The sequence below is a fragment of the Sulfuricurvum sp. genome, from assembly GCF_036279695.1.
Lineage (GTDB): Bacteria > Campylobacterota > Campylobacteria > Campylobacterales > Sulfurimonadaceae > Sulfuricurvum.
In genome coordinates, this window is the sequence record NZ_DASUIQ010000045.1 from 1 (window position 1) to 11894 (window position 11894).

Annotated in this window: 15 protein-coding genes; 11 read left to right on the forward strand and 4 right to left on the reverse strand. The window is 43.8% G+C overall.

Annotated elements, in window-relative coordinates:
* A partial coding sequence (locus VFW36_RS04500; RefSeq protein ID WP_329657617.1) for an AIR synthase-related protein occupies positions 1–480 on the forward strand: 480 nt, incomplete at its 5' end.
* Between the two features lie 281 nt (positions 481–761).
* On the opposite strand, the gene VFW36_RS04505 is transcribed toward VFW36_RS04500, so the two are convergent.
* On the reverse strand, positions 762–1421 hold the full coding sequence (locus VFW36_RS04505; protein WP_329657618.1) for a hypothetical protein: 660 nt from the start codon (positions 1419–1421) through the stop codon (positions 762–764).
* 199 nt (positions 1422–1620) lie between these two features.
* Positions 1621–2883: a UDP-N-acetylglucosamine 1-carboxyvinyltransferase gene (murA, locus tag VFW36_RS04510; RefSeq protein ID WP_329657619.1), complete on the reverse strand. Its 1263-nt coding sequence runs from the start codon at positions 2881–2883 to the stop codon at positions 1621–1623.
* A gap of 86 nt (positions 2884–2969) precedes the next feature.
* Here murA and VFW36_RS04515 point away from each other — a divergent pair, with 86 nt between their 5' ends.
* The 10 genes from VFW36_RS04515 to VFW36_RS04560 all read left to right on the forward strand — a co-directional run bounded on the left by VFW36_RS04515 (position 2970) and on the right by VFW36_RS04560 (position 9814).
* Complete coding sequence (locus VFW36_RS04515; protein WP_329657620.1) at positions 2970–3404, forward strand: hypothetical protein; 435 nt, start codon at positions 2970–2972, stop codon at positions 3402–3404.
* Between the two features lie 2 nt (positions 3405–3406).
* A complete protein-coding gene (locus VFW36_RS04520; protein WP_329657621.1) occupies positions 3407–4108 on the forward strand; it encodes an exonuclease domain-containing protein in 702 nt (233 codons plus the stop codon).
* Between the two features lies 1 nt (position 4109).
* A complete protein-coding gene (locus VFW36_RS04525; protein ID WP_329657622.1) occupies positions 4110–4490 on the forward strand; it encodes a hypothetical protein in 381 nt (126 codons plus the stop codon).
* Complete coding sequence (rsmD, locus tag VFW36_RS04530) at positions 4480–5067, forward strand: 16S rRNA (guanine(966)-N(2))-methyltransferase RsmD (protein ID WP_329657623.1); 588 nt, start codon at positions 4480–4482, stop codon at positions 5065–5067. The genes VFW36_RS04525 and rsmD overlap by 11 nt, the downstream gene beginning before the upstream one ends.
* Before the next feature lie 50 nt (positions 5068–5117).
* Positions 5118–6164: a flagellar basal body P-ring protein FlgI gene (locus VFW36_RS04535; protein WP_329657624.1), complete on the forward strand. Its 1047-nt coding sequence runs from the start codon at positions 5118–5120 to the stop codon at positions 6162–6164.
* A complete protein-coding gene (locus VFW36_RS04540) occupies positions 6164–6457 on the forward strand; it encodes a hypothetical protein (protein WP_329657625.1) in 294 nt (97 codons plus the stop codon). Before VFW36_RS04535 ends, VFW36_RS04540 begins: the two co-directional genes overlap by 1 nt.
* A 66-nt stretch (positions 6458–6523) precedes the next feature.
* On the forward strand, positions 6524–6730 hold the full coding sequence (locus VFW36_RS04545) for a flagellar biosynthesis anti-sigma factor FlgM (RefSeq protein WP_329657626.1): 207 nt from the start codon (positions 6524–6526) through the stop codon (positions 6728–6730).
* Positions 6731–6745: 15 nt separating this feature from the next.
* On the forward strand, positions 6746–7177 hold the full coding sequence (locus tag VFW36_RS04550) for a hypothetical protein (protein WP_329657627.1): 432 nt from the start codon (positions 6746–6748) through the stop codon (positions 7175–7177).
* A gap of 1 nt (position 7178) precedes the next feature.
* Positions 7179–9020, forward strand: coding sequence for a flagellar hook-associated protein FlgK (gene flgK, locus VFW36_RS04555; RefSeq protein ID WP_329657628.1), 1842 nt, complete (start codon positions 7179–7181; stop codon positions 9018–9020).
* Complete coding sequence (locus VFW36_RS04560; protein WP_329657629.1) at positions 9020–9814, forward strand: ABC transporter permease; 795 nt, start codon at positions 9020–9022, stop codon at positions 9812–9814. The genes flgK and VFW36_RS04560 overlap by 1 nt, the downstream gene beginning before the upstream one ends.
* Here the strand turns inward: VFW36_RS04560 and VFW36_RS04565 are convergent.
* Together VFW36_RS04565 and VFW36_RS04570 are read right to left on the reverse strand one after the other, a co-directional pair.
* The gene (locus tag VFW36_RS04565) at positions 9807–10340 is read right to left on the reverse strand and encodes a hypothetical protein (RefSeq protein WP_329657630.1); all 534 of its coding nucleotides are present in this window, start codon (positions 10338–10340) and stop codon (positions 9807–9809) included. The two genes, VFW36_RS04560 and VFW36_RS04565, sit on opposite strands and share 8 nt — an antisense overlap.
* A partial coding sequence (locus VFW36_RS04570) for a TonB-dependent receptor (RefSeq protein WP_329657631.1) occupies positions 10337–11894 on the reverse strand: 1558 nt, incomplete at its 5' end. The genes VFW36_RS04570 and VFW36_RS04565, both read right to left, overlap by 4 nt.

Genomic DNA, 11894 nt, shown 5'->3' on the forward strand with positions numbered 1-11894 from the left:
GTATTGTATCTCGTCGGTGAAAGCCGTTCGGAATTCGGCGGATCTCTTTATATGAAAGAGCTTTATAACGTGGTCGCGGGGACGATTCCTGCCATCGATTATAATGCAGAGCGCGGATTGTGGAACCTTGTCATCGAAGCGAATAAAAAAGGGCTTTTATCAGCGGCAAAAGATTGTAGCTCAGGCGGCGCGGCAATCGCACTCGCTAAAATGGCGTGTGTGAGTGATAAAGGGGTAAGTGCTACACTCTCCGTAACCGACTCTCGTGATATTTTTGCGGAGAGTATGTCTCGTGCGATTATCGAAGTTGCCCCAGAGAACTGTGCGGCATTTGAAGCGATGGTCGGCTCAATGGCATGTGAAAAAATCGGAGTTGTCGGAGGAGATACCTTTACCCTTAACGACGTAACGATGAGATTACCGGAAATGCAAAATATCTACTACAACACCTTCAAGAAAGTGATCGAAGGGGATCTGTAATCTTTCGTCATACCCTATAGGGTACAAGAACCCCTTTGGGGTACCGTACTAGATACGGTATCTCTTTATTCTTTATGGATTCTGTGTCGTGGTACGGAATGACAAAACTACTCTTTCAATCTCTCAATCTTCGCACCAAGTGCACATAATTTTTGTTCTAAATTTTTATATCCGTGATTCTCGTTCCCACTCTTCCGAGAGGGAATGCACACGAAACTATAAATTATTTAAGTAGTTATATCCGTTCACATTCAGAGATTAGGAGCGAGAGAATAAAATAGTTACTCTGATTCCGGGGCTACAACTTCTTCTGCCATAGGTGCTTCCTCAGTCGCAGCATTATAACTATATGAACCATCAGATTGATATGATTCATTATTGATTGACGCAGTATATACAAAAAACAAAATGAGTAGTGAAGCAACAATAGTTATTTTTGTAGGCAATGTTCTATTTATGAACCATGCAAAACTTTTTTTTATCTCTACGTCAATGTTGATAGAATATTTCTTGGCTGTAGGTTCTTTGAAATTATTAATACTGTATTCCCCTGTTAAATCTTTTTCTTTAAATAGTCGCTTTCTTATTTTATGCTGTTCAAGCCAATACAAAACATAAGATATAGGTAAAACAATAAGAATTGATCCTACTAATTTTTTAAAGAATACTGCCCATGTCCCGTATGAGAAGACCGTGATTAATAAGTCAGAGCCAACATATAGTATTGCGATTACAATTATTGCGCCTACCAAAGGCTTTGCCACTGTTTCAATTTTTATCCAAAAGAAATAATACAATACACTTAGTAAGATAGCAAAAGATATTATTGTAAAAATTATTGGTTCCAACTTTTGTGTATGCTCAACAACTGTTGGTTCAACTGGTGGATCTACGTATCTTGCATTCTCCAAGCCCGCTAGTGGTACAAACACTTTTTCCATGTATTAATCCTTTTATTAAAACTACTATCTCTGATCCCAACTTTTTAAGTGAGCAATATTATACACACCCACTCAGAAGAGTGGGTATGAGAGAATGAAGATTAATAACCCTTCGACAAGCTCAGGGTGAACGGGAGGATAGATTCCGTGTCGTGGTCCTAACGGATTTCCTTCGGTTACACGGAATGACGAGATAAAATTACTCTTTTAATCTCTCAATCTTCGCACCAAGTGCACATAATTTTTGTTCTAAATTTTCATACCCGCGATCAAGATGGTAGATACGGTGGACATTCGTAGTCCCTTCTGCTGCCATAGCGGCAAGTACGAGTGCGCTCGAAGCGCGCAAGTCGGTTGCCATAACATCGGCACCTGCAAGTTCACACGGTCCGATTACGGTTGCCGTGTGGCCGCTTAGTTTGATCTCGGCTCCGAGACGTTGCAATTCACTGACGTGCATAAAGCGGTTTTCGAACAAACGCTCTTCGATGGTGCTGGCGCCTTTGGCAATCGTAGCAAGTGCTAAAAATTGTGCCTGCATATCGGTCGGGAATGCGGGGTATTCTTGGGTGATAATATCGACGTGTTTGAGCTCCGTAGCGGGATGAATCGTCATTGTATTTTCACCGCACTCTACACGGCATCCCATTTGCTCTAATTTTGCCGTAACGGCATCGAGGTGATCGGGGCGTACACGCTCTAGTGTAATGGTAGAGTTGGTAATCGCACCGGCGCAGAGATAGGTTCCTGCTTCGATACGATCGGGGATAACTTCAAAATCAACCATATCGATGGTTTTTCCGCCCGTTCCGATGATAGTAAGTTCTGATGTACCGATTCCGCTAATATCGATACCGCTATCGCGAAGGATTTCACACAGTTGTACCACTTCAGGCTCTTTCGCACAGTTGACAAGGACGGTTTTACCGTGTGCCAGTGCTGCTGCCATGACGATATTAGCGGTTCCGGTTACGGTGATTTTGTCAAAGATGATATGGGCACCCTTGAGACCTTCAGGAGCGAGAGCATGGACGTATCCCGCGTGAATGGTGATTTGCGCCCCCATTTGCTCTAGGGCTTTAAGATGAAGGTCGATTGGGCGCTGACCGATAGCGCATCCGCCAGGAAGAGAGACTTCACAGTGACCGAAACGGGCTAAAAGAGGTCCGAGGACGAGGATTGAGGCACGCATCGTTTTAACGATGTCGTAGTTTGCCATCGTGTGGTTGACGGTGGAGGTATCGACACTCAGAACATGATTCTCTAATGTACAGCTTGCACCGAGGTTTTGGAGAAGTTTGAGGAGTGTTTTGATGTCTGCCACTTCAGGCATATTGGTGACTTTGAGCGGATTGTGTGCTAAAAGTGCCAATGTGATGAGTGGCAATGCGGCATTTTTTGCGCCGGAGATGGTAACGGTTCCGCTAAGTTTAGTCGGCCCTTGAATTCGTAAATAGTCCATTAAATTCCCACAATTATTAAAGTTTGATATTATAAGTCAACATAGGTTAAAATTATCAAAATATACCGATACTCGAAGGAGAAAATGTGAGTTCAGCACTTGATCGTCTAAAAAACCTGACAGCACAGATCTCCAGTTACGAGTTGGAGCGTAAAAGCAACCTCAAAACACTCGAAGAGCTGTATCAAAAGTTGGGGATAGATGCTAAAGTAGAGCATTTCGATGCGTTATTTGAATTTAAAGCGATCAATCTTTCAGGCTTATCACTAGCCGATGAGGATTTGGGGGCGATAAAAGAGGGAAAATACGCTCAAATCATCGCTATTATTTACGATAAAGAGGCAAAAGTAAAAAACAAAAATATCTCATTGGCCTATTACGGACGTGCTGAAAAATTGAGTCCTGAGCAAAAAAATGAGATTATTTCGTTTGTACTGGGGTGGCGTTTTGAAAAAAGCTTTCGTACTCTGGAACATTATCATAATCTCTTAGCTCATCTTAAATCTTCTGCAACTGCCTAAATATGCTTATTTTTATCGATACCGAAACGACAGGATTAGACCTCAAAGACAGAATCTGTGCTCTTGGGGTGATAGAGGATCATACAACCCATTTTGAACGTATCAATCCGGGGAAAAAGATCCCTCCAGCCGCTTCCGCTATCCATCATATTACCAACGAGATGGTGAGTGACGCTCCCTCTTTTGGACAATCCGACATCTATGAAAAACTCAAAGCCCTCAATACCCCTGAGAATATTTTGGTATCCCATAATGCCCCTTTTGATGTGGCGATGCTCGAAAAAGAGGGATTTACGTGGCAGGGGAGTATCATCGATACGCTCAAATGTTCTAAATCGCTGATGGATGATTTGGAGGGGTATAGCTTGCAGTTTTTGCGCTATGAACTGAGGTTATACCGAGAAGAAGCAAATGTTTTTGAAGCGCATAATCTCCCTATTATCCCTCACCATGCACTGAGCGATGCACTGCACACCAAAATGGTACTGGAATACCTCCTCGATTTAGCGGACATCGAAAGATTGATCGAAATATCCAAAAGCTATGTTCTTCTGACACGCTTGCCGTTTGGAAAATATGCCAAAAAACGGATCGAAGAGATTGCCCTCAAAGACCCCGCTTATCTCAAGTGGATGGTGGAGAGTTTAATGGATATGGATGAAGATTTGCGTTATAGTATCGACTATTATTTGAGAGGAAAGTGATTTGAAAATAGCTATACAGTGTGATTCTCCATTATTGCAACGTTCATTGGAACTTTTTCTCGAGGGAAATTTAAGTTCTCTTCGCCAGTGCGATCTTCTCATTCGCGATAAAGATATACATGACGACCAATACCCTACGTTTGTTATCGGATCGGATGAATCTTCCGACCTTATCAAACCGTTTTCGAAAGCTCAGCTTCTTCATGCCCTGAACCAAAAATTTGAATCCGATAAACATGCTCCCATAGCGTTGAGTGAAGAAGCACCGTCTTCAAGCGAAGAGGGGGTCAGCTTCGAAATTTTAGAGCGTCATATCGACAAATTGACCCGTGAATACCAATCCAATATTCTTAAAGCGATACGTGCATTTTATGAAAAATAACCCTACCATTACCAAAAAAATCATTGCCGGAAAGTACAAAGGCAAAACGCTGAAACTCCCCTCAAAAGAGACAACCCGTAGTTCCAAAGGGATTGTGCTAGAGTCTTTTTTTAATACCTTGCAGTTTGATATTATCGATGCTGTCTTGGTCGAAGTGTTCAGCGGTAGCGGCTCGATCGGGCTTGAAGCGCTCAGTCGCGGAGCCAAAAAGATCATTTTTATGGAAAAAGACCGCGATGCGATCCGCGTCTTGCGTGAAAATATCGCTCAAACCGATCCAAGAGCCTGCGAGATTATCGAAGGGGACAGTTTCAGTAACATCGTTCATGTCAAAAAACGTCTCGCTTCTCTCGGAGAGAGTGCATTTATCTATGTTGATCCCCCGTTTTCAATTCGCGAGGGGATGGAAGCAATTTATGACAAAATGATTGATATGATCGCGTCACTCCCCCTTGAAATGGCGACTTTGATTATTATCGAACACATGAGCACCCTCGAATTACCGGATGCTATCGGTCATTTTAACCGCCTCAAATCCAAACGCTTCGGAAAAACCTCACTCACTTATTACGCATAGAGCATTTTTGGAATAAACATTGCTTAATCCTTTTATCATAAAGGATGGGCATGAGATTTTTTGGTTTACTATTTTGTTTACTGACAATGGCGGAAGCGGCGCGTATCAGCGAAGTCGCTAACATCGTCGGCGTGCGGGATAATCAAATTATCGGTTACTCTCTCGTTGTCGGTTTAAAAAAGACAGGTGACGGTACGACCTCCAAATTCACCCTCCAATCGATCGCTAACATGCTCAAAGCGATGAATATCGATATGAATCCCGTTGACATTAAATCGAAAAACGTTGCCGCAGTTGTTGTTACGGCAAAGTTCGCCCCTTTCGCTCGTCAAGGTGATTCTTTTGATGTAACGGTATCCTCCATCGGGGATGCGAAATCGCTTGAGGGGGGGACATTGCTGATGACTCCTCTCAAAGGGGTTGACGGTAAAATTTATGCCCTGGCACAAGGTTCTATCAGCATCGGTGGAAAAAATGAGAAAGGTGCCGGAGCAGAATCCCACCCTACGGTCGGTATGGTATACGGCGGCGGGCTGGTTGAACGTGAAATCTCTCAAGACCTTTATCATCAAAACAATGCAACGCTCTCCCTCAAAACGTCCAGCTTTGCCAACTCCGTAGCGATACAAAATGCGATTAATGCCAAATACCGTACCAATGTTGCCTCTGCTGTTGATCCAAGAACAATTCAGCTACAGCTTCCTAAAAACAAATCGATGGTTGAGTTTTTAGCGGAAGTACAAAGTTTGGACATCAATTATGCGCAAGAACAAAAAATCATTATCAATGAACGTACGGGGACGATAGTCGCGGGTGTCGATGTAGAGGTTAAACCGGTCGTCATTACCCAAGGGGATATGACGGTTAAAATTCTTTCCCAAAATGAGGTTTCAAAGCCTGCGGGAAGTGTGGCAATGGATAAAAGTCTTGTCATAGGGTTGAATGAAAATGAAGTATATACTGAAAAAGGGACGACGACGGTTGCCAATATCGCACGATCTCTCCAAAAACTAGGTGCTACTCCTAAAGAGATGATCTCTATTTTGCAGGCGATGAAGAGTGCCGGTGCTATCTCGGTCGATTTGGAGATCATCTGATGGACATTACCAACGTACAGTATCAAAAAACACCTCCAACTATCGGAAGTAAAGAGAACGACAAAGCGTTACGGGAAAAAACCGATCAGTTTGAAGCGATTATTGTCAAAATGATGTTGGACGAAGCGATGAAAGATGAAAAAAATGTCTTTACCAGCGCCAACGATCCGGGAGACAAGATTTTTAGATCGATGTATCGCGAAGAGCTATCCAACGCGAGTGCAGGAGGATTTGGGTTTTCTCAAATGCTTTTTGACCACCTTAGTCAAAAGGGTGCCAAAATAGATAAATAGACTAAATTTTTAAAGGTTTTTGCCGATATGGTGGTATACATCATAAACGGATAACAAGGATTCACCATGATTTCTAGTGTGAACGCATCGCTCATTAAAGCGACATATCAAGAACCGACATTAAAAACCAAAGAGCAGGAGAAATCCACGCAATCTATTACTAAACAAGGTGACACAAGCCGGATCGAAGAGCTGAAAGCCTCTATCGAAAAAGGCGAATACCGTGTCGATATCGAAGCGTTAGCCAAGCGTATCGCGCAAGAGCTGACTTAACAAATATAGGAGTTTATGATGTTGTCTTATCAGTTACAAAGTGCTATCAAAGATCTTGAAACTCTCATATCTTTGTCGCAAGAAGATATTGACGATATTAGAGAAGCGAACCATAATCCTCAGTTTGATCGTCTTGCGATTAAAGAGGAGAAAATAAAAAGTTTTGAACAGAAAAAAGCGATGATCGACCGTGAAATTTCAAAACTGATGACACAGCATCCCTCCCTGCCGCTCTCTGAACTTTTAGATAATGAACAACATCAGCAACTCGATTCTCTCAAAGAACATCTTTCACAACTACGGGATGTTAATCAACAATACGCAAAAATGGTACTAAGTGTAGGCTCTTTTTATAATTCCCTATTGGAACGGCTAGTTCCGACACAAATGCAAGGGTATCAAAAAGTGGCCATATCAGAAGCCTCATTTTTGGAAGTGCGAGCGTAATATGGCATCAATTTTCAATGCACTGCATATCGGTTATAGCGGCTTAAACGCAGCACAAATCGGTATCGATACCACCGGACACAATATCTCCAATGCCGAAACGGAAGGGTATACCCGTCAGCGTGTTGTTACCGCTGCCGCTACCCCGATTAGCATCGATCCGGGTCAACGCGGTAACGGAACCCAGATTACCGAAATCGCACGGGTATTTGATAATTTTGTCTTTAATCGCTATGCGAGTGCCGCACAAAATAAAGAAAATTCCGATACTTTGAAAAAAAATCTCGAAGAGTTATCAAGCTATTTTCCCGAAATTGACAAAGTTGGGATCAAAAATGACTTACAAAGCTATTTTGATACTTGGCAATCGCTCGCCAATAACCCCAGCAATACTTCTCTCAAAGTAGCTTTAGCTCAACAAACACAAACACTGACACAACATATTCAGGAGACTCGCGCACAAGTAACGGCGTTACAGGGCTCAATGAATGATCAAGTTCGTGTTAATGTGGATGAAGTGAATCGCATCGCAAAAGAGATCGCTGCTGTCAATTTGGAGATCAACAAAGCGGAGTCTGCCGGAGCAAACAATGCGAATGACTTACGTGACAAGCGAAATCAGCTTGAGCTGACCATGACAAAACTAGTCGGTGCAAAAGTTATTGTCGGTCAAATCGAAACGAGTAATGTTATTGATAGCAATATTGCTCTAAAACAGGGGAGCTATACGATCCAAGTAGGCGGATTCAATATTGTAGACGGAAGCTCATATCACCCGATCGGTATGGAGAGTACATCCAATCCGAATGCCTATAACGATTTGTATTATGAACGTCAAGACGGTGTAAAAATACCTTATGCCGATCGGATCACCGGAGGTAAAATCGGAGCGCTTTTAGAGCTTCGAGGGTCAAAAATCGGCACGAACGGAGAGTTTCAAGACGGATTTTTGCAAGAAACGATCAACAACCTCGATTCCTTCGCCAAGGGTCTTATCGAATCGACGAACAATATTTATGCGCAGAGTGCTACAACCTCTATGGTTTCCAATAACCTTAGTTTCTCCAACAATCAATCCATGATGAGCACGGATGAGAATTTTAATGCGGGAAGCTTTGATATTGTTGTATACGATATTAACGGCAAAGAGGTAGGGCGACGTGCCATTACCCTCGATGAGGGGACTCTTATTGATGATGCCACTACCAGTAGTATTGTAGGGCAAATCAATACTTCAAAAGATGATAATGCAGACAGCAACGCTCTTAATGACATTGATGATATGTTGCTTGCTAACTTTAACGCTAATCAAAAAGTGTTTCAAATAGATTTTAAAGGGAGTTACGCGGAGCAGGGGTATACGTTTGCCATCCAAGACAACGGGACCAACTTCGCAGGGGTCACAGGTGTCAGCCGATTCTTAGACGGAAACAGCGCAAAAAGTATCTCATTAAATAGTACGTTGAAAGATGATTCGAGTCAAATCAGAGGGTTTAAATCCCCTGCAAACGGAGACAATCAAACCGCTTTGGATATGGTTGAGTTACAATTTTCAAAGGTCCCTTTCGGAACAGGGTTCAACAAAACATCTGACACGCTGTATGGCTATTTTGATAATTTGGTTACGAAGGTCGGGACAAAAACCAACTCGGTTATTTTGAGCAACGATTCCATTACGGCACAATTTAATTCTATCAAACAAGAGCAGGATTCAGTGAGTAAAGTAAGTATCGATGAAGAGATGGCAAATCTTATCCGTTATCAAACCTCATACGGTGCGGCAGCTAAAGTGATTACGACGATAGATCAAATGATGACTACCCTTTTGGGTATTAAGGCCTAATGCCTTTTGTTAGTATTGCCGCGCTAGTCGGGGTAATAGCTTTCTCTTTTATCGGACCGTATCTGTATACGGTCGATCCTCTATTTTTAGATTCTCAGGCTATTTTACTCTCCCCCTCATCAGAACATTGGTTCGGTACCGATCGATTGGGGCGTGATTTGATGTCACGCTTGATGGAAGGTGGGCAAATCTCTCTCATTATCGGATTTATGAGTGCGCTTGTCTCAACGCTGATCGGCTTGCTCTATGGGGTAAGTGCCGCACTTCTTCGCGGGGGATTTGATAAAGTGTTTATCATTATTGTCGATCTGTTTTTGACTTTTCCTACCCTGTTTTTACTCTTGACGCTTGTCAGTTATGTCAATGCATCGCTCTGGGTGTTGATCTTGATTATCTCGATAACCGGTTGGATGGGAACGGCACGCCTTATCCGTTCAGAGAGCTTTGCTATCAGTTCAAAACCCTATATTCGTATTTTGCATATCGGAGGTGTTCATCCTCTTAAAATCATCCTAAAATACTATGCACCGCTACTGGCTCCGATTGTATTGGTGAGTTTTACGTTTGGGGTAGGGGGGGCGATTCTAGCCGAATCGGGACTCTCTTTTTTGGGGCTAGGGATTACCCCTCCTCAAATGAGTTGGGGGAGTATCCTAAGTGGCGGTAAAGAGGTGATTGACATCGCATGGTGGGTAAGTTTCTTCCCCGGTTTGATGATCTTTATCGTCACCTTTGCGTTGATGAACATTTCCAATGCACTTCAAGCTCGGATGAACCAAAAAGAGCTTAGATAATCCGAGCCATTTCCAAAAGACTGTCCGGAAACGAAAAGCGGTTTTCTCGAAGCGCTTTGGAATTGATCAGAATAACAGGTGCTCTCTCCATCTGGATAGAGAGGAGAAGACCGTCTTCACCGAGTTTATCCGCATCGTAGAGAGCCGTAATGGCTCCCGATGATCCGACGGCATTATGAACTTTTTTGAGCTGAGACAGGCTTGCTTTGAGCGCATAAATCAAATGATACGAGTTGGACGCATCGAGTTTATCGAATGGAAGTGCGGCTACGACGAGTGGATGTCCGTTTACACTCCCGTTGAATTTAGTCATCAAGATTTTGGCACACGATTCTGCCGTATCTTCGTCTCCCCGTTCATAAGCGATCAAAATTTTTAGAGGTGCCTTATTATGGGAAACGAGGCTTTTTTCAAGCATGGCGATTTTTGGGAGCAAAGAGAGATGGGTATTGAGTAAGAACGGATCATACGATGCGCTCCAGCCGAGAGTATTTAAGAAAAGTAATAATGGTAAGATGTATTTCAAAATGTTCCCCTTACGGTAAGTAAATAGGTACGTCCGAGGGCAGGATAATCGTCGTTATAGGTCCCTTTTGGACTTGGATAAAGCTCAGTTTCTTTGAACATGTTTTTGAGCGTCAATTGTATTTCACTGTGAAGACGAGGGAGTTTGTATCCGATAGCGGTATCGACGATGCCGATGGATTTCATGTCCCCTCTTGTGTCCCCTACGGCTCTTGGTGTGTCACTTTGCCATCGTCCGGCTAAAGAAACGTACCAATTTTCATCCAAGGTGTGAGTGATAAATCCTCGCGCCGAATCGCTTGGAGCGTTGGGCAGTGTCACCCCATTCCCGTCTTCCGCCCAAATATGGGTGTAAGCGGTGTAAAACGAGGTGTCATCATAGCGTTTTCGCCACTCTGCTTCAAACCCTTGAATGAGGCTTTTTGATCCGTTTACGTACTCATAGCGTGCTGATGGTGTGTTATATTGGAGATATATTTGGTCATTGTTATCGAGACGGAACAGATTGAGCGAGAGGGTATGTTCCGTTTCAAACTTATGGATGTATTGGGTCTCGTACGCTACGACGGTTTCAGGACGTAGATCGGGATTCCCCCATCGTGCTCTATTGTTGAGGGTAAACATCTCCTGCCATGAGGGGTTTCTGTGGGCACGGGAGATGGAAAACTTGAGCAGGTTATTCGGATCTAGGGTATAAACGGCCGCAAGACGCGGGTCAATTTGTGTTGCTAACCCATTGCGATGATCGAGTGTGAGGGATGCATAGCCGATCAGATTGGTACTGAGGGGGCGTTCATAGGTGATGTATGCCGTTTGGTTGTTGATAGAACCGTTTGGACTGAAAAACGGGAGGGATGTTGAGTAATCGGTTAATCCGCTTCCGCTGTCTCTGTCGGTGGTGAGTGTTTTTTCAGAGCTGACACTGCTCCACGATCCGCTTAAGCCTACGGTGACATCCCCCCCGAATGCCGATCCGCTCAGGGTATTACTGAGCTGATAGGTTCGAATAAAGGCTTCATGAATACCGTAAAAACCGTCTAAATAGGTGACAACCGTCGTAGGAGGAGTCAGCGAAGGGAGTCGTAATCCTGCCGGGGCAAGAAGCTGATGGCTGGTAAAGCTATCTTGGGTCATCGACGCTTGAAGCGTTCCCGCAAAATCTCCCGCACTATAGTGGGTCCCGACACCAAGGTGCCATTGATCGACGTTGTAGTGATCTCCCTCCGTCGCCAGTGCATAGTTGATCCCGCCACCTGAGCCGTGTCGATAGGTGGAGAACCGTCCATCGGCAAAAAATGCCCCCTTGCTGATAGTAGCCGATGCCATGGTTGCATCGGTAGAGGACGGGGCATTGCCTGAACGAGATAGGGGCGCATTGGCGGCGCCTAAAAGATTGTTGGACAGACCGTCTTGCCCATACGAGAGGGAGAGATCATCATGGACGGTATAAATATCCGCCGAAAATGCAAAATCATCCTCTCTCATAGCAAACGAACCACCGGCTTTACCGGTATGATGATTTCCTACCGAAGTAAACCAGCGACCGCTATCGCCG

What these genes read in the sequence shown, in the direction of transcription:
- VFW36_RS04550 (WP_329657627.1), top strand. Translation starts at nt 6,746, where the DNA reads ATGATGTTGTCTTATCAGTTACAAAGTGCTATCAAAGATCTTGAAACT.
- VFW36_RS04520 (WP_329657621.1), top strand. Translation starts at nt 3,407, where the DNA reads ATGCTTATTTTTATCGATACCGAAACGACAGGATTAGACCTCAAAGAC.
- murA (WP_329657619.1), bottom strand. Translation starts at nt 2,883, where the DNA reads ATGGACTATTTACGAATTCAAGGGCCGACTAAACTTAGCGGAACCGTT.
- VFW36_RS04535 (WP_329657624.1), top strand. Translation starts at nt 5,118, where the DNA reads ATGAGATTTTTTGGTTTACTATTTTGTTTACTGACAATGGCGGAAGCG.
- VFW36_RS04545 (WP_329657626.1), top strand. Translation starts at nt 6,524, where the DNA reads ATGATTTCTAGTGTGAACGCATCGCTCATTAAAGCGACATATCAAGAA.
- VFW36_RS04540 (WP_329657625.1), top strand. Translation starts at nt 6,164, where the DNA reads ATGGACATTACCAACGTACAGTATCAAAAAACACCTCCAACTATCGGA.
- rsmD (WP_329657623.1), top strand. Translation starts at nt 4,480, where the DNA reads ATGAAAAATAACCCTACCATTACCAAAAAAATCATTGCCGGAAAGTAC.
- flgK (WP_329657628.1), top strand. Translation starts at nt 7,179, where the DNA reads ATGGCATCAATTTTCAATGCACTGCATATCGGTTATAGCGGCTTAAAC.
- VFW36_RS04560 (WP_329657629.1), top strand. Translation starts at nt 9,020, where the DNA reads ATGCCTTTTGTTAGTATTGCCGCGCTAGTCGGGGTAATAGCTTTCTCT.
- VFW36_RS04505 (WP_329657618.1), bottom strand. Translation starts at nt 1,421, where the DNA reads ATGGAAAAAGTGTTTGTACCACTAGCGGGCTTGGAGAATGCAAGATAC.